This window comes from Neisseria sp. HMSC067G12 (genome assembly GCF_001812725.1).
In the GTDB taxonomy this organism is placed as follows: domain Bacteria; phylum Pseudomonadota; class Gammaproteobacteria; order Burkholderiales; family Neisseriaceae; genus Neisseria; species Neisseria perflava.
In genome coordinates this window covers 149,761-175,776 of the sequence record NZ_KV810212.1, presented here as the reverse complement: position 1 = coordinate 175,776, position 26,016 = coordinate 149,761, and the positions used below count along the sequence as shown (strand labels likewise).

Below are 26,016 nucleotides of genomic sequence, written 5' to 3'. Positions count from 1 at the left end.
TGAATATAGACGGGCTGTTGCGCATGCCCTCGGTCATGCTGTTCCTGACTTTGGCCGTGTATGCTTTGGCGGTGCAGATTCGGACGCGCACGGGGAATGTGCTGTGTAATCCGGTATTGATTAGTACGCTGGTGTTGATGGGGTATTTGAAGGTATTTGCCATCGATTACGAGCTATACCATTCTGCTTCGCAATTTATTGATTTTTGGTTGAAACCGGCAGTCGTGTTGCTGGCTGTGCCGCTTTATCGAAATTGGGACCGTATCCGCAGCCAGTGGTTGCCGGTGGTGTTGTCGCAGTTGGCGGGCAGCGTGACAGGTATTGTCACGGGCGTGTATTTTGCCAAATGGCTGGGCGCTTCGCGCGAAGTGATTTTGTCGCTGGCTCCCAAATCGGTGACCAACCCGATTGCGATTGAAATCACGGCGTCTATCGGCGGTATTCCGGCGATTACGGCGGCAACGGTGATTATTGCCGGACTTTTTGGACAGATGGCCGGATATAAAGTGTTGAAAGGGGCGTTGTATATGCCTTCTTCAGTGGGAATGTCTTTGGGTACGGCTTCGCATGCGATGGGTATTGCGGCGTCTTTGGAATACGGCCGCCGTATGGCCGCATATGCCGGCTTGGGCTTGACGCTCAACGGTGTGTTGACGGCGATATTGGTGCCTATCTTGATTCCCTTATTGGGTGTATAGCGTTTAGGCCGTCTGAAAATAGTGTAAACAGGAGAAAATGATATGGCTGTGAATTTGACTGAAAAACGTGCAGACGAATTGTTGGAAATCGACGGTATCCGTCTGTTTACAGGTCGTGCCGGCATCAAGCAACAAGACCGCGACGATTTGACGCTAATGGTGTTAGGCGGCGGACATACGGTGGGCGCAGTGTTTACGCAAAACCGTTTTTGCGCCGCGCCGGTGCATATCGCCAAGTCGCATCTGTTTGACCAAGACGGCGTATGTGCCTTAGTCGTCAATACGGGTAATGCTAATGCAGGTACCGGCGCACAAGGCCGTCTGGACGCGATTAAAGTGTGCGCGGCGGCGGCGGAACAGGTCGGCTGCCAATCCAATCAGATTATGCCGTTTTCGACCGGCGTGATTTTGGAGCCTCTGCCTGTGGATAAAATCGTGGCCGCTTTGCCGCAAGTTCGCCCTGCATTTTGGTCGGACGCGGCTCGTGCCATCATGACGACGGATACTGTACCGAAAGCCGCTTCACGTACAGGCTTGGTCGGAGAAAAACACACAGTCCGCGCCACCGGTATCGCCAAAGGCTCGGGCATGATTCATCCGAATATGGCGACCATGTTGTCGTTTATTGCCACCGATGCCAAAGTGTCCCAACCGATTTTGCAGCTGATGACCCAAGAAATCGCAGACGAAAGTTTCAATACGATTACCGTGGACGGTGATACCAGCACCAACGACAGCTTCGTGATTATGGCGACGGGCCGTTGCGGTCAGAGCGAAATTGATAATACCGCCGATCCGCGCTATGCGCAGCTCAAAGCATTGCTCGGTTCGCTGGCTTTGGAATTGGCGCAGGCGATTGTGCGTGATGGCGAGGGTGCAACCAAGTTCATCACGGTTGAAGTGCAAAACGCGAAAACCCGAGAAGAGGCGCGCAAAGTGGCTTATGCCATTGCCCATTCGCCTTTGGTGAAAACCGCTTTCTTTGCCTCCGACCCGAACTTGGGCCGTCTGTTGGCAGCCGTCGGCTATGCCGGTATTGAAGACTTGGATGTCGATGCTTTGAAAATGTGGCTGGATGACGTGTTGGTGGCTGAAAACGGCGGCCGTGCGGAAAGTTATACCGAAGAAGCAGGACAAGCCGTGATGAATCGTCCGGAAATTACCGTCCGCATCGATTTGCAACGCGGCGATACGACGGCGGCCGTCTATACCTGCGATTTGTCGCACGAGTATGTGTCGATTAACGCGGATTACCGTTCTTAAAAACCTTTATCCTTGTTTTCAGACGGCCTTTGAGAAAAGTATCAAGGCCGTCTGAACACATTGACTGCGTGCCTATTATGAAATTTCCACAGACTTGGGCGGCGCGCCTCGCCCACAAAATCCGCCAAACCAAACGCCTGTCGAAAAAGAGCATTGCCTTTCTGTTTTTGCTGGCAGGATCGGCACTGGTTGCCCTGACGGCTTTGATGTTTGCGTACTTGGCGGATTTGGCTTTGGAATGGAACGCTTTGTTGGTGGGAAAATATCCATGGTTTGCGTGGGTGGCCTTGCCGCTGGGTTTGCCGCTTTTGGCGTGGTTTACGCGCAAATTTGCGCCGTACACTTCCGGCAGCGGTATTCCGCAAGTCATCGCTTCGTTGTCTTTGCCGTATGGCGCGCAGAAAACCCGTCTGATTCGTCTGGGCGAAACCTTTTTTAAAATTCCGCTGACGTTTTTGGGCATGATTTTGGGGGCATCGATCGGCAGGGAAGGGCCGTCTGTACAAGTGGGTGCGGCGGTCATGAACGCTTGGGGCGCCTGGTGTAAAAAGCACGGGCTGGCGTTTAGGGGCATGCAGGAAAACGATTTGATTGCCGCAGGTGCGGCCGGCGGTTTGGCAGCGGCGTTTAACGCACCTTTGGCCGGCGTGGTGTTTGCCATCGAAGAATTGGGGCGCGGCGTGATTTTGCGTTGGGAACTCCAAATCCTGATGGGCGTGTTGGCAGCCGGTTTCATTCAAGTGGCGATACAGGGCAACAACCCGTATTTTTCAGGGTTTCAAGGGCATGAGCTGCCAAACATGCTGATGTGGGCCGCGGTGTCGGGCATCGTCTGCGGCGTGGCTGGCGGATTGTTCGGCAGCTTTTTGTATCGCGGCGCGGCGGCATTCGCACCGGTACGCTGGCGCAGTTTCATCCGCCGTCATTTGTTGGTGGTCGCTTTTGTAATGGGTATCTTGTTGGCGTTGCTCGGTACGTTTTATCAAGGTAAAACCTATGGTACGGGTTATCACGAAGCCGCAGCCGCTCTTAAAGGCGCATATGAAGCGCCGTTCGGCTTGGCTGCCGCAAAATGGGCGGCGACCGTGTTCAGCTACTGGGCAGGCATTCCCGGCGGTATCTTCACGCCGTCTTTAACCATTGGTGCGATGATAGGCGAACACATGGCTTCTTTCGCGCAACTGGGCGACGCGTCCAATGTCGCGGTTTTGCTCTGCATGGCCGCGTTCCTTGCCGCCGCAACCCAATCGCCGTTGACCGCTGCCGTAGTGGTAATGGAAATGACGGGCGGACAGAATTTGTTGTTTTGGATGTTGCTGACTTGCATCTTCGCTTCGCAAGTCTCGCGCCAATTCTCGCCGCATCCGTTTTATCACGCCGCAGGTCTGCGCTTCAGACGGCATATCGAAGCCGAAAGCGGACATGTTCCGCATGAGAAAAAAGAATAGATAGGCATATAAAAGGCCGTCTGAAAACTAAATTTCAGACGGCCTTTTATATGCCGTTTAAAGCTGTATTACGGTTTACTTAAACAGCAAAATCAGTAGCAAAACAACCGCAATCACAGCCAACCACAGGCTTTGGCGTTGCTGTACTTTGACCAGATGCACATAGGCATCGCGCATTTCCTGTTGGCGGTTTTCATCAACCAACGCACTGATTTTGCGCGGCAGGGAAGGGATGATTTGCGCCCAGTCGGGAGCTTCGTTTTTGAGGTTGCGCCAAAGGGCTTTGGGGCCGACCTGTTCGTTCATCCAACGCACCAAAAACGGTTTGGCGGTTTTCCACAAGTCCAAATCGGGATCGAGTTGGCGGCCTAAGCCTTCGATGTTGAGCAGCGTTTTTTGCAGCAATACCAGCTGCGGTTGGATTTCGACATTGAAGCGACGGCTGACTTCAAACAGGCGCATCAGTACCAAGCCGAAGGAAATTTGCGAAATCGGTTTGTTGAACACCGGTTCGCACACGGCGCGGACAGCCGCTTCCAATTCTTCCGCGCGCGTGTCGGCAGGCACCCAGCCCGATTCGATGTGGGCGGTAGCGACGCGGTGGTAATCGCGGTTGAAGAATGCGAGGAAGTTGATGGCGAGATAGCGTTTGTCGTAGTCGGTCAGCGTGCCGACGATGCCGAAATCGAGGGCAATGTAGCGGTTGTCGGCGGCGACCAAAATATTGCCGGGGTGCATATCCGCATGGAAAAAGCCGTCGCGGAAAACTTGCGTGAAGAAGATTTCCACGCCGTAATCGGCAAGTTTGTGCAAATCAATGCCGTCGGCTTTGAGTTTGGCAATATCGGATACCGGAGTGCCGTCCATCCATTCGATGGTCAGCACGTCGCTGGTGCAGTAGTCGTAAAACACCTTCGGCACAATCAGCATATCGCTGTTTTGGAAATTGCGACCGAGCTGGCTGGCATTGGCGGCTTCGCGCATCAAGTCCAATTCGTCGTGCAGGTATTTGTCAAATTCGGCCACTACTTCGCGCGGCTTCAAACGCTTGCCGTCTGAAAACAAACGCTCCACCCAGCCTGCACCAAAGCGCATCAGCGACAAATCCTGTTCGATAACGGGCAAAAGGTTGGGGCGCAAGACTTTCACGGCGACCTGTTCGCCCGAATGCAGGTGGGCTTTGTGTACTTGGGCGATGGACGCGCTGGCGACAGGCTCTGTTTCAAATTCCGCGTATAAAGTGTCGATGGATTGTCCCAGTGATTTTTCGATTTGCGAGCGTGAAAGTTGCGCGTCAAACGGCGGCACTTTGTCTTGCAGCCTTGCCAGTTCGACCGCGTAATCGTGCGGAATCAAATCGGGACGCGTGGACAATACCTGCCCGAATTTGATGAAAATCGGCCCCAGGCTTTCCAACGCCAAACGCAGGCGCACGGCAGGCATTTCGTGTTTGAACTTGGACGACTGCGGCAGCATATTGAGGAAAGTCCGCGCCCAACCCGGACGGACCAGCGAGGCAATCAGCTCGGTAAGGCGGTAGCGGTAGAGCGTGCAGAGGATGGTTTTGATGCGTTTGAGGCGGTTCATGATGGACGCAGATAAATCGAAAAAACAGAATTATATAGGAAAAACGGGTAAGGGCTTCAGACGGCCTGAGACTTTTGCAAAAACATTTGCCGCATAGCTAACAATTTTATAAAGGCTCAAGTTTTGCCTCCCCAATAAAAAGACGGATATTCACATCATAAATATTCGTCGGCTACTTGCCCAAACTGCCGATTCAAGACATAATCGGGAAATGTGCAGGAGAGTGTTACACCCAACTACAATGTAACCACCGAAGGCGCAGACACCCTTAAATCGCTCAGGTATCAGGGACTGCACATTGAAACAAACAATCTGGAGAGCGGCGTTTGAATAACGTCCACCGAAGGGGAGAAGGCCGTCTGAACCACCATTCAGACAACCGCGCAAAGCAGTGAGCAGACTGGTTTGCCATCATGCGGATACGGCCGAAAATCTCAGGTTCAAGGACAGATAGGGTCATCCGCGCATAGGTGCGCGGGCGGCATCTGAACAAAAAATCCGGAGAAACTTGAGAATGACTGCTCTGAAAACCACCCCATTTCATCAAGCCCATCAAGATGCAGGCGCGAAGCTGGTAGATTTTGCCGGCTGGGAGCTGCCCATCCATTATGGTTCACAAATCGCCGAACACGAAGCCGTGCGCACCGACGCCGGTATGTTTGACGTATCCCATATGCTCGTTACCGACGTAGCAGGCGCAAATGCCAAAGCCTTTTTCCGCAAATTGATTGCCAACGATGTCGCCAAACTCGCTTTTGTCGGCAAAGCCCTTTATTCCGCTTTGCTCAACGACAACGGCGGCGTGATTGACGACTTGATCGTTTACCGCACCAACGAAGCCGAAACACAATACCGCATCGTGTCCAACGGCGCGACCCGTGAAAAAGACACGGCGCAATTCCACAAAGTCGGACAAGAGTTCGGCGTTGCCTTCAATCCTCGCTACGACCTCGGCATGCTCGCCGTACAAGGCCCGAAAGCCATCGAAAAACTCCTGACCGTCAAACCTGAATGGGCAGACGTTATTCACGGCCTCAAACCGTTCCAAGGTGCAGACTTGGGCAATGACTGGTTTGTCGCCCGCACCGGCTATACCGGCGAAGACGGCGTCGAAGTCATCCTGCCCGGCACTGAAGCCGTCGCATTCTTCAAAGCCCTGCAAGCAGCAGGCGTACAGCCTTGCGGCCTCGGCGCACGCGACACCCTGCGCATGGAAGCCGGTATGAACCTCTACGGCAACGATATGGACGACAATACCAGCCCGCTCGAAGCAGGCATGGGTTGGACCGTTGACTTAAAAGACGAAAGCCGCGACTTCGTCGGTAAAGCCGCCTTGCTGGCATTGAAAGAAAAAGGCGTTACCGTGAAACAGGTCGGCCTGTTGCTCGAAAAAGGCGGCATCCTGCGCGCGCATATGGAAGTGTTGACCGACAAAGGCAAAGGCGAAACCACCAGCGGCGTATTCTCGCCAAGCCTGAAGCAATCCATCGCCATCGCGCGCGTACCGAAAGACTTTGACGGCGATACTGCCAAAGTACTGATGCGCGGCAAAGAAGTGGATGTACGCGTATTGAAGCTGCCGTTTGTGCGTAATGGTCAAAAACAGTTTGATTAATATCGGTTCAGACGGCCTTATTTGTTAAGGGCCGTCTGAAAGCAGGTTTTAATTGTCGTCTAATACGGACGTTTGTAGAAAGCATTGAACAAGGCATCTGTGGATATTGATTCATGAAGATGCCGTCTGAAAATAACCCCCTATCAATGGAGTATCAAACCATGAGCAACATCCCAGCAGAACTGAAATACGTTGCCAGCCACGAATGGCTGCGCCTTGAAGAAGACGGTACCATCACTGTCGGCATTACCCATCACGCGCAAGAGCTGTTGGGCGACATCGTGTTTGTCGAGCTGCCTGAAGTCGGCGCAAACCTGGCTGCCGAAGAGCAAGCCGGTGTGGTTGAGTCTGTAAAAGCCGCGTCCGACGTGTACGCGCCGATTGCAGGCGAAGTCGTTGCCGTCAACGAAGATTTGCCAAGCGCTCCGGAAACTGCCAACAGCGATCCTTACGGCGCAGGCTGGTTCTTCAAAATCAAACCTGCCAACCCTGCCGATTACGACGGTCTGTTGACTGCCGAACAATACGCAGGCGAAGTAGCTTGATTTTTGCAAACATCCAAACAGGTTTTGTGCCTGTTTGATATTGCAGGTCTTAGGTCGTCTGAAAAATGCTTTCAGACGGCCTTTGTTTCAATTTTCCCTCAACAAACATGAATTACTGCGAATTTGTCGCCACTCTTCCCGACGATACGGACAACCCCAACCAACATTATCACGACACGCAATACGGTTTTCCGATTGAGGATGACAATGAATTGTTTGAGCGGCTGGTGTTGGAAATCAATCAGGCAGGATTGAGCTGGACGCTGATGCTGAAGAAGCAACGGGCATTTCAGACGGCATTTAAAGGTTTCGACATCGATACGGTCGCCACATTTGACGAAGCCGAAATTGAGCGGCTGCTTGCCGATGCAGGCATCGTCCGCAACCGCCTGAAAATCAACGCAGCCATTTATAACGCGCGACAAATCAAGCAAATACGGCAAGAATACGGCTCATTCAAAAACTGGTTGGATACACACCATCCGCTCGACAAGGCTGAATGGGTGAAGCTGTTTAAAAAACATTTCAAATTTGTCGGCGGCGAAATCGTCGGCGAATTTCTGATGAGTACCGGCTACCTGCCCGGCGCGCATGTGGAAACCTGTCCGGTTTATAGGGAAATATTGGCATGTCGTCCAAAGTGGGCGGAGGCCGTCTGAAACAACATCTGCAAGAAAAAACAGTGTTGATATCGATAACACCGAAGGAGTAGAAATGAAACTATCTGAATTGTTCAACCCGAACGAATTTGCCGTGCGCCATTTGAGCTTTGGCGACGAGGCTGCGCTTTTGGAAGCGCTCGGCGAGAAGAGCATGGACGATTTTGTCGGCAATACCGTGCCGCAAAGCATCCGTATGCCGTCCGAACTCGATTTGCCCGAAGCTTTGACCGAGGCGGACGCGTTGGCGAAATTGAAAGGCATCGCGTCGAAAAACGTGATCAACAAATCCTATATCGGTTTGGGCTATTACCCGACCCGCGTGCCGAACGTGATTTTGCGCAACGTATTGGAAAATCCGGGTTGGTACACTGCCTACACCCCGTATCAAGCGGAAATTGCCCAAGGTCGTTTGGAAGCTTTGTTGAACTTCCAACAAGTGTGTATCGATTTGACCGGTTTCCCTGTGGCAGGCGCGTCTTTGCTGGACGAGGCAACTGCCGCTGCTGAAGCGATGGCGATGGCGCACCGCGTGGGCAAAGTGAAATCCGAGCGTTTCTTTGTGGATGCGCGCGTGTATCCGCAAACTTTGGACGTGATGAAAACCCGCGCCAAATATTTCGGTTTTGAACTGGTGGTTGGAGATTTTGCCCAAGCTGATGACGGCGAATACTTCGGCGCGCTGTTCCAATACGTCGGTAAAGACGGCGACGTACAAGATTTGCAGGATGTTATCGGTCGTCTGAAAGCAAAAGGCACAATCGTGGCCGTTGCCGCCGACATCATGAGCTTGGTTTTGCTGAAGTCTCCGGCTGAACTGGGCGCAGATATTGCTTTGGGCAACACCCAACGCTTCGGCGTGCCAATGGGCTTCGGTGGTCCGCACGCTGCTTATTTCGCGTTTAAAGACGAGTTCAAACGTTCCGCCCCAGGCCGCATCATCGGCGTATCCAAAGACGCATCAGGCAAACCCGCGCTGCGCATGGCGTTGTCCACCCGCGAGCAACATATCCGCCGCGAAAAAGCGACATCCAATATTTGTACCGCACAGGCATTGCTGGCGAACTTGGCCGGTATGTATGCCGTTTACCACGGCCCGGAAGGCGTGAAACGCATTGCCAACCGCATTCATGCGCTGGCTTCTGCCTTTGCCGATGCGCTGGTTTCAGACGGCCTGAATGTGGTTCACAAAGTCTTCTTCGATACCGTTACCGTTGATTTCGGCAGCAAAGAGAAAGCAGACCAAGTGTTTGCCGCTGCTTTGGAGTCGGGTTACAACCTGCGCCGCGTCAACGATACTCAAGTTGCGGCTGCATTCCATGAAACATCGGCATACGAAGATTTGGTTGATTTGTACCGCGCGTTTACCGGCAAGGATACGTTCGCATTTGCCGATGACGTCAAAGGCCGTCTGAATGCCGAATTGCTGCGTCAAGACGACATTCTGCAACATCCCGTATTCAACCGTTACCACACCGAACACGAAATGCTGCGCTATCTGAAGAAACTCGAAGACCGCGACTTGGCGATGAACCGCAGCATGATTTCGCTCGGTAGCTGCACCATGAAGCTCAATGCGACTGCGGAAATGTTGCCGATTACTTGGGCAGAGTTCACCGACATCCACCCCTATGCCCCCAAAGACCAAGCCACAGGCTACTACGCGCTTTTGACCGACATGGAAAACAGCCTGAAAGCCATCACCGGCTTTGACGCGATTTCCTTCCAGCCCAACTCCGGCGCGCAGGGCGAATACAGTGGCATGCTCTCCATCCGCCGCTATCAAGAAGCCAACGGCGAGGGACACCGCAACATCTGCCTGATTCCCAAATCCGCCCACGGCACCAACCCTGCGACTGCCGCTATGCTGGGTTTGAAAGTCGTCGTTGTCGATACCGACGAACACGGAAACGTCAACATCGACGATTTGAAAGCCAAAGCCGAGCAATACCGCGACGCTTTGTCCGCCATCATGATTACTTACCCGTCCACCCACGGCGTGTATGAAGAAGGCATCCGCGACATCTGCCGCATCATCCATGAAAACGGCGGACAGGTTTACATGGACGGCGCCAACCTCAACGCCCAAATCGGCATCATGCAGCCTGCCGAAGTCGGCGCGGACGTGTTGCACATGAACCTGCACAAAACCTTCTGTATCCCTCACGGCGGCGGCGGTCCGGGCGTCGGCCCTATCGGTTTGAAAGCCCACCTTGCCCCGTTTGCACCGGGACATGCTTTGACCGACATCCACAGCGCCAGTGCCGACCAAACCGCCGTTGCTGCTGCGGCCTTCGGTTCTGCGTCCATCCTGCCGATTACTTGGATGTACCTGACCATGATGGGCAAACAAGGCATGGAGCAGGCAACACGCTGGGCATTGCTCAACGCCAACTACGTTGCCAAACGTCTGAGCGAAGACTATCCGATTCTGTATACAGGCAAAAATGGCCGCGTCGCGCACGAATGTATCGTCGACTTGCGTCCGCTCAAAGCCGAAAGCGGCATCACCGAAACCGACATCGCCAAACGCCTGATGGACTACGGCTTCCACGCACCGACGGTTTCCTTCCCTGTTGCCGGTACGCTGATGATCGAGCCGACCGAGAGCGAAAGCAAAGCCGAACTCGACCGCTTCATCGCCGCCCTGAAACAAATCAAACAGGAAGTGCTGAAAGTCGAGCGCGGCGAATGGCCGAAAGAGGACAACCCGCTGGTCAACGCTCCGCATACCGCCGCAGATGTAACCGGCGAATGGGCGCATCCGTACTCCCGCGAAGAAGCCGTCTTCCCGCTGCCTTTCGTGCGCGAAAACAAATTCTGGCCGAGCGTCAAACGGGTAGATGAAGTGTATGGCGACCGCAATCTGGTTTGCTCCTGCTTGCCGATTGATGCATACGAAGATTAAGCCTGAATAGGTTTAAAATTGAACAGGCCGTCTGAAAATGAAAATAGTTTTCAGATGGCCTTTTGTTTGTTAAGATATTTCGCCCGAGAACATACATTTGTTTTTGGTAAAACAACAGATAAGGCATTCGGAAAAATAGACGGCGAATGCCTTTGTTTGCGGATAAAACCAAACTGCTCTCAACAACGATAAACACAAGGCCGTCTGAAAAACAGGAGGACACGATGGACGAACTTTTTATTCAAACGCTGACGATTGCCGGCTCAGATTCCGGAGGCGGCGCGGGCATACAGGCGGATTTGAAGACATTTCAGATGCGCGGCGTGTTCGGTACCAGTGTACTGACCGCGGTTACCGCACAAAATACTTTGGGCGTATCGGCAGTGCATTCGATACCGACCGACATGATTGCCGCGCAAATTGCTGCGATTCAGGAGGATTTCCAAATCCGCGCCTATAAAATCGGCATGCTGGGTACGGCGGAAATCATCGAATGCGTGGCGGAACAAACTGCCGAATGCGATTTCGGCAAACGCGTGTTGGATCCGGTTATGATTGCCAAAGGCGGTGCGCCGTTGTTGGAAAATTCAGCCGTCGAAGCCATGAAACGCCTGCTGCTGCCGCATACGGACGTATTGACCCCCAATCTGCCTGAAGCGCAGGCATTGACGGGTATTAATATTGAAAACCGTCAAGATGCGGAACGCGCCGCCAAAATTCTTCAGGATTGGGGTGTGAAAAATGTGGTGATTAAAGGCGGCCATCTTGCCGACAGCCAAAGCGAATATTGCACCGACTGGCTGTTTACGCCATACGAAACCATTGAGCTGAACAGCAAACGTTTCCCAACGCCGCATACGCATGGCACGGGCTGCACGTTTTCGGCCTGCATTACTGCCGAGTTGGCAAAAGGGTTTAGCGTGCCCGAGGCGGTTCAAACGGCAAAAAACTATATTGCCGCCGCCATTTCCCATCCTTTGGGCATCGGGGCAGGGCACGGGCCGGTCAATCATTGGGCGTATCGGGACGAATAATGCGTTTAGGCCAATTGTAATTGATTGTATTTTTCAGACGGCCTGACTAGGTTTATCACTTGAAATTGTTTACAATGTCAGATTAATGCTTTTACGGATAAAAAAGACACCATGCAAGTTACCTCAAAATGGATAGACGGAATGTGTTTCGTCGGTACAACGGCAAACGGACACAGCGTTGTGATGGAAGGCGCGGCGGCTGAAGGCGAAGTCAAACGCGGCCCCAGCCCGATGGAAATGCTGTTGTTGGGTGTAGCAGGCTGCTCCAGCATCGATGTCGTGATGATTGCCGAGAAACAACGTCAAAAAATTACCGACTGCCGTGCCGAAGTGACTGCCAAACGCGCCGACACCGCGCCGCGCGTGTTTACCGAAATCCATATCCACTTCAAAGTGTATGGTCGGGATTTGCAAGAAAGCGCGATTGAACGCGCCGTACAGATGTCTGCCGAAAAATATTGCTCCGCATCGATTATGCTGGGTAAAGCGGCAAAAATGAGCCACAGCTTCGAGATCGTCGAAACAGAATAGGGCGGTTTCAGGATGGGAGTGCCGGAGCGTGAACCGGCTACGCACAAAAAAAGCAGATATATTCACGCATTAACATGAATATATCTGCTTGCTTTTTATTCCTTTTTCTCTCTCTCTATCAGCCTTTATAACTTGGCTTGTTGATCTCATTGTGCAAGTTTCGTTTAACATTGTCAACAATTTTTAATTATATTTTAAACACCCCCGAAAGCTGCAGGTTTGTAAACGCTTGCGCCTTAATACGGATATTGGGGAAACATTATGGATTACGAAAATAATACCAACGTTGCGCCTGCAACTTCATCGCTTATTTTGGAAGAACGTCACGATTCGGAACTCTTCCGCGTGTACGCATTGATTTTGGACGGTATTACCGACCATCTGCTGCTGCCGGGCAAAAAACTGACCGAGTCCGAGCTTTGCCGACAAATGGTTTGCTCCCGCAATACCGTGCGTGGCGCATTATCGCTTTTGGCGCACGATAAAATCGTCGATTTGCAGCCCAACCGCGGCGCATTTGTCCATGTGCCGGACTTGAAAGAAATGAAAGACGTGTTCAACACGCGTATCGAAATGGAAAGCATGATTTTGAGCGTCCTTATCGATATGCCTGATTTGGAAACGCGTCTGCAACCGCTTTATGCCATGATTGAGCAAGAGGGCGCAGCCTCCGAAAGCGGCGACCGCGTGGGTTGGAACCGCCTGTCCAATGCCTTCCATGTCGAATTGGCGCGGCTGCTGGACAACGATGTCCTGTTTGAAATCATGAATACCTTGTGCGCGCGCTCTTCATTGATTGTGGCCGTTTCCGATCCGCTTCGCAAAGAAAAGCGCAACATCGATTCCAATTCGCACCATGAACACCGAGAAATCCTCGATTTATTGCTGGCAGGCAAGCGCAACCGTGTGACCAAAGTCATGCGCCGTCACTTGGGCGCGTGTATGGAACGCTTGGAACAGAAACTCGAGATGTAATCGGTTTGACAATGAAAAAGGCCGTCTGAAATATTCAGACGGCCATTGGTTTATCCCTACAAAACGAAACGCCATGAAACCCAAAATCCAAAGACACGAACATATCCTCACCCTTGTCCGCGAACATAACTTCATGACGGTGGAAGAGTTGGCGGCGAATTTGGATGTTACGCCGCAAACCATACGCCGCGATGTGCAGGAGTTAAGTGAGACCGGACAGCTCAAACGCTATCACGGCGGCGCATCTTTGGGCGATGTTTCAGTCGTAACGGCAGGGCAGGAGCGGCGCAACCATCAGCAGCAGGAAAAAAACGCCATTGCCCGTCTGATTGCTTCCACCATTCCCGACAATGCCTCGCTGTTTATCAGCATCGGTACCACCATGGAAGCCGTCGCCGCCGAGTTGGTCAGACAGCGTAAAAACCTGCGGATTATCACCAACAATATCTACGCCGCCTCCATCACTGCGGCGCGTACCGACTACACGGTTATCATCGCTTCCGGCGTGGTCCGCCCCTTGGATGGCGGTATTACCGGCGTGGCGACCGTCGATTTCATCAACCAATTCAAAGTCGACTATGCCATCATGAGTACCCACGGTATAGAAAACGACGGCTCGCTTTTGGATGACGATTACAAGGAAGTCAGCGTCATGCAGGCGATGGTGAACAATGCCCGCGTGCGCTATCTTGGTGTCGATCACAGCAAATTCAACAGCAATGCCTTGGTCAGACTGGGCGATATCGGCGCATTCGATAAGCTGTTTACCGACCGCACACCATCCGCCGCCATGCAGAAAACCCTAAACGAGCGCGGCGTGGCGTGGCAGGTTGCCGACCCTGTATCAAAGTAGCCAAGTCGGGTACAATTGAGCCATCATTCCATTCCTTTCAGACGGCCTGATTGAATGCTCAGGCCGTCTGAAAACAGAAAATCATTTTCCTATCAAAGAAATATTATGTTGAATAAAGACCAATTCGCGGACAACCACTTTATCCGCACCATCATCGATGAAGACCTCAAAAGCGGGAAACATACAGCCATCCAAACCCGCTTCCCGCCTGAGCCGAACGGTTACTTGCACATCGGCCACGCCAAATCCATCTGCTTGAACTTCGGTTTGGCTTATATTTACGACGGCTTGTGCAACCTGCGTTTCGACGACACCAACCCTGAAAAAGAAAACGACGAATACGTCAATGCCATCAAAGAAGACGTCGAATGGTTGGGCTTCCATTGGGCGGGCGAGCCACGTTTCGCTTCCAACTATTTCGACCAGCTTTACGACTACGCTGTCGGTTTAATCAAAGACGGCAAAGCGTATGTCGATGATTTGACGCCCGAAGAAATGCGCGAATACCGCGGTACGCTGACCGAAGCAGGCAAAAACAGCCCTTACCGCGACCGCAGTATTGAAGAAAACCTCGACCTGTTCACACGCATGAAAAACGGCGAGTTCCCCGACGGCAGCAAAACCTTGCGCCTGAAAATCGATATGGCGGCAGGCAATATCAATATGCGCGACCCCGTCATCTACCGTATCCGCCGCGCCCATCACCACAACACCGGCGACAAATGGTGCATCTATCCGATGTACGACTACACGCACTGCATTTCCGATGCTATCGAAGGCATCACGCATTCCTTGTGTACACTCGAATTTGAAGCACACCGTCCGCTGTACGACTGGGTGTTGGACAACATTCCTGCGCCGCACGCCACACGTCCGCGCCAATACGAGTTTTCCCGTTTGGAGCTTCTGTATTCCATCACGTCCAAACGCAAGCTGAACCAACTGGTTTCAGACGGCCACGTTTCCGGCTGGGACGACCCACGTATGCCGACCATTTCCGGTATGCGCCGCCGCGGTTACACGCCCGAAGGCCTGCGCCTGTTTGCCAAACGCGCCGGTATTTCCAAATCTGAAAACATCGTCGACATGAGCGTGTTGGAAGGCGCGATTCGTGAAGAGTTGGAGAACTCTGCGCCACGCCTGATGGCGGTTTTGAATCCGCTCAAAGTGACCCTGACCAACTTTGAAGCCGGCAAAACCCAAAGCCGCCGTGCCGCGTTCCATCCGAACCACGAAGAAATGGGCGATCGCGAAGTACCTATTTCACAAACCATCTACATCGAAGCCGACGACTTTGCCGAAAATCCGCCCAAAGGCTTCAAACGCCTGGTTCCCGGCGGAGAAGTGCGTTTGCGCCACGGCTATGTGATTAAGTGTGATGAAGTAGTAAAAGACGAGGCAGGCAATGTGGTTGAACTCAAATGCAGCATCGACCACGATACCTTGGGCAAAAATCCCGAAGGCCGCAAAGTTAAAGGCGTGATTCATTGGGTTTCTGCCGAACACGCCGTCGAAATTAAAGTCCGCCTGTACGACCGCCTCTTTACCGTCGAGCGTCCTGATGCCGTGCGCGGCGAAGACGGCAACTATCTGCCGTTTACCGATTTCCTCAATCCAGAATCCATCAAGGAAATCACTGCCTACGCCGAACCTGTCGCAAAAGATCTGCCGGCAGAAAGCCGTTGGCAGTTTGAACGCATCGGCTACTTCGTAACCGACCGCAAAGACCACAGCAAAGACATGCCGGTGTTTAACCGCACGGTGACGCTGAAAGATTCTTGGCAGCCTAAGTAATCTGTTTGCAGTCGCTATATTGAAGGCCGTCTGAAAACTTGAAATCCGGTTTTCAGACGGCCTTTGTCGATAAAGGGATAAGATGGAACGTTATTCTGTACATTTGAAACTGCTGGGAATGGCGGTGTTGTGGGGTGCGTCTTGGCCGATGGGGCGGATGTTGGGGCAGTCGCTGCCGCCGCTGACGGGCGGGGCGGTTCGGTTTGTCTTGGCTTCGGTTTTGTTGTTGGGCTGGTTGTTTGCGCGCAGCAGGTTCGCGACTTTGGCGGCTTTGTCGGCGCGGCAATGGCTGGGTTTGACGGCAGCCGCTTCTGTTGGCGTGTGCGGTTATGCGGTGTTTTTTATGCTGGGTTTGCAGACTATGCCGGCAGGCAAGGCGGCGGTAGTCGTGGCGGTGAATCCGGTATTGACACTGCTGTTGGCAACTTGGTTTTTCGGCGAGCGTTTAAATGTGAAGATTTTGGCGGGTATGCTGCTGGCGGTCGGCGGTGCCATTATGGTGGTAACGCAAGGGCAGCCGTTGACAGTGTTATCGGGCGGCATCAAGGCAGGAGAGTGGCTGATTTTCGGTTGCGTGGTTTGTTGGGCGGCTTATACTTTAATTGGTCGCGCGGTTTTGCGTGGGATAGATGTGCTGACGGTAACGACGGCAACGTCGTTCATTGGTGCGTTGATGTTGTCGGTGGTGGCGTTGTGGACGGACGGAATGCCGTTTGAGGCGATAGCGGCAATGGATGGGCGAGGCTGGACAGCCTTGGCGTGGCTGGTCATCGGCGCGACGGTATTGGCCTACGCGTGGTATTTCGAAGGCGTGAAGACTTTGGGTGCAGGCAGCGCGGCGGCGTATATTACGCTCGTGCCGATTTTCGGTGTGCTGTCTTCGGCGTGGTTTTTGGGCGAACCGCTGCATATTTCGCTGGTTGCGGGCTGTGCGGCAGCGGTCGGCGGCATGACGCTGATGCGGTACGGGCAAAAGGCCGTCTGAAGTTGGGTAAATACTCGGATTTTGGTCGATAGGGTTGCGATTGCCAAGCTGTTGCCGGCCATAATCTTATTGCATGGTAAGATTATAGTCTCGGCTCAGTGTTCGATTTAAAAATTTGACACCCTGCCTCCAACTGCCTAAAATTCAACTTTCTCAAAAATCTACCGTATCCTGCGGCACGATTTCATACTTTCAGACGGCCTTTGTGCCATCTCTCTGATACTATTCAAAATATATCAATACTATGCACGTTTCAGAACTCCAAACCCTCCACATTTCCAAACTCTTGGAAATGGCAGAAGAACATGGCATTGAAAACGCCAACCGTTTCCGCAAACAAGACCTCGTTTTTGCCATCGTCCGCCAGATGATGAAGCAAAATGTCAGCTTTACCTGTTCCGGCACACTCGAAATCCTGCCCGACGGCTTCGGTTTCCTGCGCAGCGCAGATACTTCTTACCTTGCCGGTCCTGACGATATTTATGTTTCGCCCACGCAAATCCGCCGCTTCAATCTGCACACCGGTGACACCATCGAAGGCAGCGTGCGCGTACCTAAAGACAACGAACGCTATTTCGCACTTGTCCGCCTCGATACCATCAACGGCGATCAGCCTGAAGTCTGCAAACACAAAATCCTCTTTGAAAACCTCACGCCTTTATTCCCAACCGAACAATTCAAACTTGAGCGCGACATCAAAGCCGAAGAGAATCTGACCGGCCGCGCTATCGACTTGGTTTCCCCAATCGGTAAAGGCCAACGTGCATTGTTGGTGGCGCCGCCTAAAACCGGTAAGACCGTGATGTTGCAAAACATTGCCCACGCTATTACCGCCAATTATCCCGATGTCGAGCTGATTGTCCTGTTGATTGACGAGCGTCCGGAAGAAGTGACCGAAATGAGCCGTTCTGTACGCGGCGAAGTCGTTTCCTCTACGTTTGATGAACCGGCGCAACGCCATGTACAAGTGGCCGAGATGGTGATTGAAAAAGCCAAACGTATGGTTGAACACAAAAAAGACGTGGTCATCCTGCTGGATTCGATTACCCGTTTGGCGCGCGCCTACAATACCGTTGTGCCGACTTCGGGCAAAATCTTGACCGGCGGTGTCGATGCCAACGCCTTGCACCGTCCGAAACGCTTCTTCGGCGCAGCGCGTAATGTGGAAGAGGGCGGTTCGCTTACCATTATTGCGACAGCGCTTGTTGAAACCGGTAGCCGCATGGACGACGTGATTTACGAAGAGTTCAAAGGCACGGGCAATATGGAATTGCACCTTGACCGCCGTATGGCCGAAAAACGCCTGTTCCCGGCCATTAGTATCAATAAATCCGGTACGCGCCGCGAAGAATTGCTGGTGCCGAACGATCAGTTGCAACGCATGTGGCTCTTGCGCAAATTCCTGCATCCTATGGACGAAATCGAAGCGACCGAGTTTTTGGTGGGCAAACTCAAAGACTCTAAAAATAACGACGATTTCTTTGAATTGATGCGCGGTAAATAAGCATAAGGCCGTCTGAATATGTTTCAGACGGCCTTTACTTTGCTTGAGGAACCTTTATGACCATCCGAATGAATTGGCAAAACTTATTATCCACCCAACGCTTCCGTACTAAAAACGGCGAAATCGTGCCGACCGTTACCCCTTCGACTCAAGAAGGTGCCGATGCCTTGCGTACGGATTTTCACATCGACTACGACCGGGTTGTTTTTTCCGGAGCCTTCCGCCGCCTTGGCCGTAAAACACAGGTGCATCCGCTGGCGCAACATGACTTGACGCACAACCGCCTGACGCACAGCGTTGAAGTTGCCAGCGTGGGCAGGAGCTTGGGCAACCGCGTGGGCGTGATGTTGCATAACGGCGGTTTTCTGCCGCAGGGCAATACGCCCAGCGATATTGGTGCCGTGGTGCAGGTTGCCTGTTTGGCTCATGATTTGGGCAATCCGCCGTTTGGCCATACCGGCGAAGATGCTTTGCGTGATTGGTTCAGACGGCCTGAACATCAAATTTATCTGAACACATTAAACGAAGCGGAACGCAACGATATTCAAACCTATGAAGGCAATGCGCATAGCCTGCGTATCGTCGCCAGCCTTGAAATGTATCCGGAGGCAGGCGGAATGCGCCTGACTGCGGCAGCCATCGGCGCATTGCTGAAGTATCCGTGGACAACGCAACATCCAAACGGCAGAAAGAAATTCAATATTTATCAAACCGAGTTGCCGTTTATCCGTCAAGTTGCCGACGAATTGGGGCTGGTTTCCGCGGGAGTAGACAGCTGGGCGCGCCATCCTTTGTCTTATTTGATGGAGGCTGCCGACGATATTTGCTATGCCTTGCTGGATTTGGAAGATGCCGTCGAATTGGATTTGCTCACGGATACGGAAGTAGAAAGTATTTTGTCCGAGCTGACCTTTGCCGAAAGCGCATGGCACGCCAGCTCCAGCCGTCAGCGTTGCGCCATGTTGCGCGGCATTGCGATCGGCAAGGCGATTGATGATGTCGCGCAAACCTTTATGCTGCATCAGTCCGACTTGTTGGACGGAACATTCAAAGGCAAAGACCTGCTTGCTCTGTGCAGCCCGCAAGTGCAAAACACTTTGGCAAAAGCGAAAGAATTGGCACAAACACGGATTTTCCGCCATCACACCAAGCTCTTGACCGAGATTGCCACGTTCCCATGCTTAGGCTCCATCTTAGATTTGCTCGTCCCTGCCGCCTATGCCCTGATTGCAGAAAAACAGTTAGCAACGCGTCAGTCTTTGGCGTTGGAATTATTGAAAAAGCACAATCCGATTCTTCCTGAAGACAGTCTGTATCAGGCCTATATGAAGATTTTGGATTTTGTCGGCGGCATGACCGATAACTCCGCCGCTAAAATGGCGCAGGATTTGTCAGGAGTAGGGATTTTACGTTAATTTTATATTGTTTAACTTCAATTGGTTAAATAAAAATATAAAAAGTTTCTGTGAAAAGAGTAGACAGGCTTTAGTAAAGCCTATATCATTCGGTCTTCTTGATTCACAACGCACTTGCGAAGTGATGAGGATGCACCCGTAGCTCAGTTGGATAGAGTATCTGGCTACGAACCAGAGGGTCGGGCGTTCGAATCGCTCCGGGTGCGCCACAAGATTTATCCGCGCCCATCGTCTAGCGGTTAGGACATCGCCCTTTCACGGCGGTAACCGGGGTTCGATTCCCCGTGGGCGTGCCAGTTTTCAAAAAAAACGCAATCTGTTTCAGATTGCGTTTTTTTATTGCATTTACTGTTTGTGTTCTAAGGCCGTCTGAAATGCTCAGCAACTCAAGAGACAGAAGTGTGTAAAATCAATTGCCCTGAATTTTGTCATCTCTATGCGCTTTTCAATCTCATTTTACCATTGTCAAAACCCGATTTATTGACAACAGTATTCATCTTAAGAGTTCCTAAACCTGAATTTACATGATTTCATATTTATAATTTCTTGATTTTAGAAAATAAAAATATTTATTTGAACTTTTCTTAAAAAATGCCGTCTGAGATAAAGACAAGACGGAATATCTCTGTTAATGTGTAAATGTCAGCCGGCGTTTGCCGGTTTTTTATTGAAACCATTTGGGAGTCAATTATGAATATGAATGTTAAATTAATCGTTCCTGCCGTTTTGGCGGCTGTTGCCCTGACTGCATGTAGCAGCGGTTCTAAAGCTAAACCTGAAGCTAAAGCTGCGCCTACTGCGCAACAACAAACTCAAGCTCAGGCTCAACAAGCTCAAGCTCCAGTACCTAATACTTTGAAAGTAGACTCTATCGACGGTACTAAAGAAGTTCACTACAAATGCGGTAAAGACGGCAAAGAGCCTCTGAGCGTAATGTATGGCTTCAAAGGCAACGAAGTTGTTGCTGCCCAAGTAAAATACAAAGGCCAAGTAACTGAAAACCTGTTCCGTATTACTGACAGCAGCAAAGATGTAAACGCATTCTGGGGCGGCAATGTTGCTTGGATTGCTGAAGCAGCCACTGCAGCCAACGTGGACAAAGTTGATGGCAACATGCTGACTATCCGCGGTACTACCGAAGTAAATGGCAAACAAGAAGTGGTTGACCAAATCGCTACCCGTTTCTGCGCATTGGACAAAGGCGCGAAAGCTGCCGCTAAACCAGCTGCTAAAAAAGTGAAAAAATAATCTTTTACCGACAGCTTTAAACGCTGGGTAAAATAAAACAGGCCGTCTGAAAAGTTTTCAGACGGCCTGTTCTTTTGAGCAGTTTAACCCAAGAACCAGAATTTCAATGCCCACAACACGGCGACAATCCATACCATAGGCGGTACGTCTTGGGTGCGGTTGCACAAGAGTTTGATGAGTGCGTAGCTGATAAAGCCAAACGCAATACCGTCGGCAATCGAGTAGGTAAACGGCATGAAGACGATGGTTAGGAATGCCGGTGCTGCTTCGGTCATGTCGTCCCAATCGATTTCGCGCGCGCTGCGCAACATTTGCGCGCCTACATAGAGCAGGGCGGGTGCGGTAGCGAATGCAGGGATGCTTTGAACCAGTGGGGAGAAAATCAGACAGGCCAGCATAAGTACGCCGACGGTAACGGCAGTCAGGCCGGTACGGCCGCCGGCAGAAACGCCTGCCGCGCTTTCAACGTAAGGGGTAGTGGAAGAAGTACCCAAGGCGGCGCCTGCGATAATGGCGGTAGAGTCGGCAAGCAGGGCGCGTTTCAAACGTGGCAGTTTGCCGTCTTGCAACAGGCCTGCGCGGTGGGAAACGCCGACCAATGTGCCGGTAGAGTCAAACAGGTCAACCAGGAAGAATACAAAAATCACGCTGACCATGCTGACGGTGAACAAGCCTTTAAAGTCCATCTGCATGAAGGTTGGCGCAATGCTCGGAACTTCGCCGACCACGCCTTTGAACTCGCTCAAGCCCAAGACGGTGGAGATGGCGGTCAGTGTCAGAATGGTAATGATGATGGAGCCTTTGACGCGGAAGTGGCCGAGTGCAACCACCATGACAAAGCCTGCCATCGCCAGCAGGGCGGTAGGCTGGTGGATGTCGCCCAAGCCGACCAATGTGGCAGGATTGGCCACAATCACACCTGCGCCTTTGAGTGCAATCAATGCCAAGAAGAGGCCGATACCTGCGGCAATCGACATTTTCAAGCCCATAGGCAGGGCGTTGACCAGCATTTCACGCACTTTAAAGAAGCTGAACAGGATAAAAATGATGCCGGAGATGAAAACGGCACCCAATGCCACACGCCAGTCCACGCCCATGCCTTTGACGACGGCAAAGGTAAAGTAGGCGTTCAAACCCATGCCCGGAGCGAGGGCGATCGGGTAGTTGCCGACAAAGCCCATCACGAAACAGCCGATGGCGGAGGCGATACAGGTGGCCACAAATACTGCGCCCATATCCATGCCGGTTTCGCCCAAAATCAGGGGGTTGACAATGATGATGTAGCACATGGCGAGGAAGGTTGTCACACCGGCCATGATTTCCGTGCGGACGTTGGTCTGATTGGCGTTGAGGTTGAATAATCTTTCCAAAACGCTTTGATTTGAAGAACTCATTTCGAGATATTCCTTTGGGGAAAGCCGTTCGAGGACGGCATCAGCGGGTTTAACTGCCGGAAGCTCGGATTTTGGCCTTAACTTCTCAACAGATAAGGGAATTTTCGGGCGGTATTATACTGAAAAGCTTTTTGTTCGGGTAATAAAAATACATGAATCAGATAATGCCGGGCCGAACCAAGATAAAGGCCGTCTGAACAGTTTCAGACGGCCTTTGTTTGTGTGTGTTTATACCGGTTTGCCTTTCAGGGAGAAGGTGTAGGCTTCGGTGATTTCCAGATCGATCATTTGGTTGATCATGTCGGGCGTGCCGGTAAAGTTGACCACGCGGTTGTTGGCGGTACGGGCTTGCAGTTGGTCAGGGTCTTTTTTGGAGATACCTTCAACCAAGCAGCGTTGAACCGTGCCGATCATGGTTTGGTTGATGCGCGCGGTTTCGGCTTCGATGACTTCGTTCAAAGCTTCGAGGCGACGCACTTTTTCTTCATGCGGCGTGTCGTCGTGCAGGTTGGCGGCAGGCGTGCCTGGGCGCGGACTGTAAATAAAGACGAAGCTCAAGTCGAAGGCGATGTCTTTGACCAGTTTCAAGGTTTGCTCGAACTCGCGCTCGGTCTCGCCCGGGAAACCGACGATAAAGTCGGAGCTGAGGCACAAATCAGGACGGATGGCACGCAGTTTGCGGATGATGGATTTGTATTCCAAGGCGGTGTAGCCGCGTTTCATCGCGCTCAATACGCGGTCGGAACCGCTTTGAATCGGCAGGTGCAGATGGGAAACCAGCTTCGGCAGGTCGCGGTAGCACTCGATAATCGCGTCGGTAAATTCGCGCGGATGGCTGGTGGTAAAGCGCAGACGTTCGATGCCCGGGATTTCGTGGACGATGCGCAACAAAGTGGCAAAGTCGCAGATTTCGCCATTTTCCATTTCGCCGCGATAGGCATTGACGTTTTGGCCTAAGAGGTTGATTTCTTTAACGCCTTGTTGTGCCAAGCCGGCAATCTCGGTCAATACGTCATTAAGTGGGCGGGAGAATTCTTCGCCGCGGGTGTAAGGGACGACGCAGTAAGAGCAGTATTTGGAACAGCCTTCCATAATGGAAATGAATGCCGAGCCGCCTTCTACGCGCGCAGGCGGCAGGTGGTCGAATTTCTCGATTTCGGGGAAGGAAATGTCGATTTGAGACAGGCCGGTGGTTTCTTTATCGACGATGAGTTTGGGCAGGCGGTGCAGTGTTTGCGGGCCGAAAACCACGTCCACATACGGAGCGCGTTTGACGATGTTTTCGCCTTCTTGCGAGGCAACGCAGCCGGCAACGCCGATGATTACGTTTGGGTTTTTTTCTTTGAGCGGGCGGACGCGGCCTAAGTCGGAGAAGACTTTCTCTTGTGCTTTTTCACGCACGGAGCAGGTGTTGAACAAGATGATGTCGGCGTCGTCAGGTTGGGTAACCTGCTCGATGCCGCCGTGTTCTTCGGCGAGGACGGACAGCATTTTTTCGCTGTCGTACTCGTTCATTTGGCACCCGAAGGTGCGGATAAATACTTTTTTCATGGTTTGTTTTGATTGACTTGCTTGTTGTAAAAGGGTTCAGACGGCCTTTGAATACCAGGGCCGTCTGAAAGTTATTCTTCCGCCTTTTTCTGCTTTTTGGCGTGTTCGATGAACCTGTCGGCTTCGGCGTCGGTCAAAATCCAGATTTCGCGGACGAGGCGGCTTTCTTCGTTGTATTTGAACGCAACGGCTTTGCCGGTTTGATTCAGCAGGCGGCCCATAGGGATGAAACGGTCGTTTTCATCGTGGATTTTGGTGAAGCGGGTGATTTGCAGTTTGGCCGCATTGCCGTCCACAATGCCCAAGGTCAGCAGGCGCGTCCAAGAAAAACCGCCTTTGCTGACTTTCAGATAAGGCAAATCGACAGTCTTTAAAACGGCCACGTCCATATCATCAGGCAGGCTGCGTTGTGCATGGACGAGGGAGGACGCCAAAAGGGCGAGGCTGAGTATGAATCCGCGTAACATGATGCTTTTCTTTTATTGTTTCAATAGGTCGCGGATTATAGCACAAGCAGGAAAAATATGGATAGAGTGTTTGTTTTTAAAGAATAATTTTGATTTTGCGCCCGATTCTTATTTTGAAGCCTGGGCCGTCTGAAAAGGATTTGGTGTTAAAATGGCATCGATTTGATTTTCAGACGACCTCTTACGAAAGAATTGACCATGAACCGTAATGAAAGCTTGTTCAACCGCGCCAAAGCCATTATTCCCGGCGGCGTGAACTCTCCTGTGCGCGCATTCGGCAGCGTCGGCGGCGTACCGCGCTTTATCAAAAAGGCAGAAGGCGCGTATGTTTGGGACGAAAACGGCACGCGTTATACCGACTATGTCGGCTCTTGGGGCCCTGCGATTGTCGGCCATGCCCATCCCGAAGTCATTGAAGCCGTGCGCGAAGCAGCATTGGGCGGTTTGTCGTTTGGTGCGCCGACTGAAGGCGAAATTGTCATTGCCGAAGAAATCGCTAAAATCATGCCGTCCGTCGAGCAGCTGCGCCTTGTCAGCTCCGGCACGGAAGCAACGATGACCGCCATCCGTCTGGCACGCGGTTTTACCGGACGCGACAAAATCATCAAGTTTGAAGGCTGCTACCACGGCCATTCCGACAGCCTGTTGGTGAAAGCAGGCAGCGGTCTGCTGACGTTTGGCAACCCTTCTTCCGCCGGTGTGCCTGCCGACTTTACCAAACACACTTTGGTACTCGAATACAACAATATCGCCCAACTGGAAGAAGCCTTTGCCCAAAGCGGCAATGACATTGCCTGTGTGATTTTGGAGCCTTTTGTCGGCAATATGAATCTGGTTAGGCCGTCTGAAGCCTTTGTCAAAGCCTTGCGCGAATTGACTGAAAAACACGGTGCCGTGTTGATTTACGACGAAGTGATGACCGGTTTCCGCGTGGCGCTGGGCGGTGCGCAATCTTTGCACGGCATCAAGCCTGATTTGACCACCATGGGCAAAGTGATCGGCGGCGGTATGCCTTTGGCGGCGTTCGGTGGCCGTAAAGACATTATGGAATGTATTTCCCCGTTGGGCGGCGTGTATCAGGCAGGCACATTGTCCGGTAATCCGATTGCGGTTGCGGCCGGTTTGAAAACGCTGGAAATCATTCAGCGCGAAGGCTTCTATGAAAACCTGACTGCCCTGACCCAACGCCTCGCCAACGGTATTGCCGACGCGGCTAAAGCGCATGGCGTTGAATTTACGGCGGACAGCGTGGGCGGTATGTTTGGTTTGTATTTTGCCAGCCATACGCCGCAAAACTATGCCGACATGGCGCGTTCCAATATCGACGGTTTCAAACATTTCTTCCACGGTATGCTCGACCGCAATGTCGCATTCGGCCCGTCAGCTTACGAAGCCGGTTTTGTTTCCGCCGCGCATACGCCTGAGCTGATTGACGAAACCATTGCTGTGGCACACGAAGTGTTCAAAGAAATGGCAAAATAAAAGCTGAAGTTGTCATGTGAAAATGAAAAAAGGCCGTCTGAAAAATATTCAGACGGCCTT

21 protein-coding genes, 2 tRNA genes and 1 riboswitch are annotated in these 26,016 nt (G+C 52.1%); of the genes, 19 read left to right on the top strand and 4 right to left on the bottom strand.

The window, feature by feature from the left end:
* Positions 1-5: 5 nt before the first annotated feature.
* The 3 genes from HMPREF2871_RS08385 to HMPREF2871_RS08375 all read left to right on the top strand — a co-directional run bounded on the left by HMPREF2871_RS08385 (position 6) and on the right by HMPREF2871_RS08375 (position 3,409).
* Positions 6-698 (top strand): LrgB family protein, encoded by a 693-nt coding sequence (locus HMPREF2871_RS08385; RefSeq protein WP_141747883.1) that lies wholly within the window; start codon positions 6-8, stop codon positions 696-698.
* Positions 699-740: 42 nt separating this feature from the next.
* Positions 741-1,961, top strand: a complete 1,221-nt coding sequence (argJ, locus tag HMPREF2871_RS08380) for a bifunctional glutamate N-acetyltransferase/amino-acid acetyltransferase ArgJ (RefSeq protein WP_049343556.1) — start codon at positions 741-743, stop codon at positions 1,959-1,961.
* 77 nt (positions 1,962-2,038) lie between these two features.
* Positions 2,039-3,409 carry a chloride channel protein gene (locus HMPREF2871_RS08375; protein WP_049343557.1) on the top strand — a complete coding sequence of 457 codons (1,371 nt, stop codon included), beginning with the start codon at positions 2,039-2,041 and terminating at the stop codon, positions 3,407-3,409.
* A 75-nt stretch (positions 3,410-3,484) separates the two neighbouring features.
* Here the strand turns inward: HMPREF2871_RS08375 and ubiB are convergent, their stop codons facing one another.
* Positions 3,485-4,996: a ubiquinone biosynthesis regulatory protein kinase UbiB gene (gene ubiB, locus HMPREF2871_RS08370; RefSeq protein WP_049336409.1), complete on the bottom strand. Its 1,512-nt coding sequence runs from the start codon at positions 4,994-4,996 to the stop codon at positions 3,485-3,487.
* A 206-nt stretch (positions 4,997-5,202) separates the two neighbouring features.
* A riboswitch (glycine riboswitch) is annotated at positions 5,203-5,300 on the top strand.
* A 210-nt stretch (positions 5,301-5,510) separates the two neighbouring features.
* On the opposite strand from ubiB, the gene gcvT reads away from it, so the two are divergent.
* From gcvT to HMPREF2871_RS08295, 15 genes are all read left to right on the top strand, one after another.
* Positions 5,511-6,611, top strand: a complete 1,101-nt coding sequence (gene gcvT / locus HMPREF2871_RS08365; protein WP_004519543.1) for a glycine cleavage system aminomethyltransferase GcvT — start codon at positions 5,511-5,513, stop codon at positions 6,609-6,611.
* A gap of 146 nt (positions 6,612-6,757) precedes the next feature.
* Positions 6,758-7,156, top strand: a complete 399-nt coding sequence (gene gcvH, locus HMPREF2871_RS08360) for a glycine cleavage system protein GcvH (RefSeq protein ID WP_036492952.1) — start codon at positions 6,758-6,760, stop codon at positions 7,154-7,156.
* Between the two features lie 107 nt (positions 7,157-7,263).
* Positions 7,264-7,815 (top strand): DNA-3-methyladenine glycosylase I, encoded by a 552-nt coding sequence (locus HMPREF2871_RS08355; protein ID WP_049343559.1) that lies wholly within the window; start codon positions 7,264-7,266, stop codon positions 7,813-7,815.
* A 55-nt stretch (positions 7,816-7,870) separates the two neighbouring features.
* Complete coding sequence (gene gcvP / locus HMPREF2871_RS08350) at positions 7,871-10,723, top strand: aminomethyl-transferring glycine dehydrogenase (protein ID WP_004519547.1); 2,853 nt, start codon at positions 7,871-7,873, stop codon at positions 10,721-10,723.
* 224 nt (positions 10,724-10,947) lie between these two features.
* Positions 10,948-11,757, top strand: a complete 810-nt coding sequence (gene thiD / locus HMPREF2871_RS08345) for a bifunctional hydroxymethylpyrimidine kinase/phosphomethylpyrimidine kinase (protein ID WP_039862072.1) — start codon at positions 10,948-10,950, stop codon at positions 11,755-11,757.
* Between the two features lie 111 nt (positions 11,758-11,868).
* Positions 11,869-12,288 carry an OsmC family protein gene (locus HMPREF2871_RS08340; protein WP_003679886.1) on the top strand — a complete coding sequence of 140 codons (420 nt, stop codon included), beginning with the start codon at positions 11,869-11,871 and terminating at the stop codon, positions 12,286-12,288.
* 261 nt (positions 12,289-12,549) lie between these two features.
* Positions 12,550-13,263, top strand: coding sequence for a GntR family transcriptional regulator (locus tag HMPREF2871_RS08335; protein ID WP_004519550.1), 714 nt, complete (start codon positions 12,550-12,552; stop codon positions 13,261-13,263).
* Positions 13,264-13,336: 73 nt separating this feature from the next.
* Positions 13,337-14,116, top strand: a complete 780-nt coding sequence (locus HMPREF2871_RS08330) for a DeoR/GlpR family DNA-binding transcription regulator (RefSeq protein ID WP_004519551.1) — start codon at positions 13,337-13,339, stop codon at positions 14,114-14,116.
* A 105-nt stretch (positions 14,117-14,221) separates the two neighbouring features.
* Complete coding sequence (locus tag HMPREF2871_RS08325; RefSeq protein ID WP_004519552.1) at positions 14,222-15,910, top strand: glutamine--tRNA ligase/YqeY domain fusion protein; 1,689 nt, start codon at positions 14,222-14,224, stop codon at positions 15,908-15,910.
* Positions 15,911-15,992: 82 nt separating this feature from the next.
* Complete coding sequence (locus HMPREF2871_RS08320; protein ID WP_004519553.1) at positions 15,993-16,895, top strand: DMT family transporter; 903 nt, start codon at positions 15,993-15,995, stop codon at positions 16,893-16,895.
* Between the two features lie 244 nt (positions 16,896-17,139).
* Positions 17,140-18,399, top strand: coding sequence for a transcription termination factor Rho (gene rho / locus HMPREF2871_RS08315; RefSeq protein ID WP_003680905.1), 1,260 nt, complete (start codon positions 17,140-17,142; stop codon positions 18,397-18,399).
* Between the two features lie 56 nt (positions 18,400-18,455).
* The gene (locus HMPREF2871_RS08310; RefSeq protein ID WP_049336415.1) at positions 18,456-19,814 is read left to right on the top strand and encodes a deoxyguanosinetriphosphate triphosphohydrolase; all 1,359 of its coding nucleotides are present in this window, start codon (positions 18,456-18,458) and stop codon (positions 19,812-19,814) included.
* A 132-nt stretch (positions 19,815-19,946) separates the two neighbouring features.
* A tRNA-Arg gene (locus tag HMPREF2871_RS08305) sits at positions 19,947-20,023 on the top strand.
* A gap of 12 nt (positions 20,024-20,035) precedes the next feature.
* A tRNA-Glu gene (locus tag HMPREF2871_RS08300) sits at positions 20,036-20,110 on the top strand.
* Between the two features lie 394 nt (positions 20,111-20,504).
* Positions 20,505-21,062 (top strand): hypothetical protein, encoded by a 558-nt coding sequence (locus tag HMPREF2871_RS08295; RefSeq protein ID WP_039862107.1) that lies wholly within the window; start codon positions 20,505-20,507, stop codon positions 21,060-21,062.
* Between the two features lie 83 nt (positions 21,063-21,145).
* Here HMPREF2871_RS08295 and HMPREF2871_RS08290 read toward each other — a convergent pair whose 3' ends face one another.
* The 3 genes from HMPREF2871_RS08290 to HMPREF2871_RS08280 form a co-directional block, all read right to left on the bottom strand.
* Positions 21,146-22,456 carry an NCS2 family permease gene (locus tag HMPREF2871_RS08290; protein WP_049344897.1) on the bottom strand — a complete coding sequence of 437 codons (1,311 nt, stop codon included), beginning with the start codon at positions 22,454-22,456 and terminating at the stop codon, positions 21,146-21,148.
* A 228-nt stretch (positions 22,457-22,684) separates the two neighbouring features.
* Positions 22,685-24,007 (bottom strand): tRNA (N6-isopentenyl adenosine(37)-C2)-methylthiotransferase MiaB, encoded by a 1,323-nt coding sequence (gene miaB, locus HMPREF2871_RS08285; RefSeq protein WP_049333914.1) that lies wholly within the window; start codon positions 24,005-24,007, stop codon positions 22,685-22,687.
* Between the two features lie 71 nt (positions 24,008-24,078).
* A complete protein-coding gene (locus tag HMPREF2871_RS08280; protein ID WP_049333912.1) occupies positions 24,079-24,474 on the bottom strand; it encodes a hypothetical protein in 396 nt (131 codons plus the stop codon).
* 198 nt (positions 24,475-24,672) lie between these two features.
* Between HMPREF2871_RS08280 and hemL the strand changes: the two genes are divergently transcribed.
* Complete coding sequence (hemL, locus tag HMPREF2871_RS08275) at positions 24,673-25,956, top strand: glutamate-1-semialdehyde 2,1-aminomutase (protein WP_049336068.1); 1,284 nt, start codon at positions 24,673-24,675, stop codon at positions 25,954-25,956.
* Positions 25,957-26,016 lie beyond the last annotated feature (60 nt).

What these genes read in the sequence shown, in the direction of transcription:
- argJ (WP_049343556.1), top strand. Translation starts at nt 741, where the DNA reads ATGGCTGTGAATTTGACTGAAAAACGTGCAGACGAATTGTTGGAAATC.
- HMPREF2871_RS08320 (WP_004519553.1), top strand. Translation starts at nt 15,993, where the DNA reads ATGGAACGTTATTCTGTACATTTGAAACTGCTGGGAATGGCGGTGTTG.
- ubiB (WP_049336409.1), bottom strand. Translation starts at nt 4,996, where the DNA reads ATGAACCGCCTCAAACGCATCAAAACCATCCTCTGCACGCTCTACCGC.
- HMPREF2871_RS08325 (WP_004519552.1), top strand. Translation starts at nt 14,222, where the DNA reads ATGTTGAATAAAGACCAATTCGCGGACAACCACTTTATCCGCACCATC.
- gcvP (WP_004519547.1), top strand. Translation starts at nt 7,871, where the DNA reads ATGAAACTATCTGAATTGTTCAACCCGAACGAATTTGCCGTGCGCCAT.
- gcvH (WP_036492952.1), top strand. Translation starts at nt 6,758, where the DNA reads ATGGAGTATCAAACCATGAGCAACATCCCAGCAGAACTGAAATACGTT.
- gcvT (WP_004519543.1), top strand. Translation starts at nt 5,511, where the DNA reads ATGACTGCTCTGAAAACCACCCCATTTCATCAAGCCCATCAAGATGCA.
- HMPREF2871_RS08290 (WP_049344897.1), bottom strand. Translation starts at nt 22,456, where the DNA reads ATGAGTTCTTCAAATCAAAGCGTTTTGGAAAGATTATTCAACCTCAAC.
- HMPREF2871_RS08330 (WP_004519551.1), top strand. Translation starts at nt 13,337, where the DNA reads ATGAAACCCAAAATCCAAAGACACGAACATATCCTCACCCTTGTCCGC.
- miaB (WP_049333914.1), bottom strand. Translation starts at nt 24,007, where the DNA reads ATGAAAAAAGTATTTATCCGCACCTTCGGGTGCCAAATGAACGAGTAC.
- HMPREF2871_RS08310 (WP_049336415.1), top strand. Translation starts at nt 18,456, where the DNA reads ATGACCATCCGAATGAATTGGCAAAACTTATTATCCACCCAACGCTTC.
- thiD (WP_039862072.1), top strand. Translation starts at nt 10,948, where the DNA reads ATGGACGAACTTTTTATTCAAACGCTGACGATTGCCGGCTCAGATTCC.
- HMPREF2871_RS08295 (WP_039862107.1), top strand. Translation starts at nt 20,505, where the DNA reads ATGAATATGAATGTTAAATTAATCGTTCCTGCCGTTTTGGCGGCTGTT.
- hemL (WP_049336068.1), top strand. Translation starts at nt 24,673, where the DNA reads ATGAACCGTAATGAAAGCTTGTTCAACCGCGCCAAAGCCATTATTCCC.
- HMPREF2871_RS08355 (WP_049343559.1), top strand. Translation starts at nt 7,264, where the DNA reads ATGAATTACTGCGAATTTGTCGCCACTCTTCCCGACGATACGGACAAC.
- HMPREF2871_RS08280 (WP_049333912.1), bottom strand. Translation starts at nt 24,474, where the DNA reads ATGTTACGCGGATTCATACTCAGCCTCGCCCTTTTGGCGTCCTCCCTC.
- rho (WP_003680905.1), top strand. Translation starts at nt 17,140, where the DNA reads ATGCACGTTTCAGAACTCCAAACCCTCCACATTTCCAAACTCTTGGAA.
- HMPREF2871_RS08340 (WP_003679886.1), top strand. Translation starts at nt 11,869, where the DNA reads ATGCAAGTTACCTCAAAATGGATAGACGGAATGTGTTTCGTCGGTACA.
- HMPREF2871_RS08335 (WP_004519550.1), top strand. Translation starts at nt 12,550, where the DNA reads ATGGATTACGAAAATAATACCAACGTTGCGCCTGCAACTTCATCGCTT.
- HMPREF2871_RS08375 (WP_049343557.1), top strand. Translation starts at nt 2,039, where the DNA reads ATGAAATTTCCACAGACTTGGGCGGCGCGCCTCGCCCACAAAATCCGC.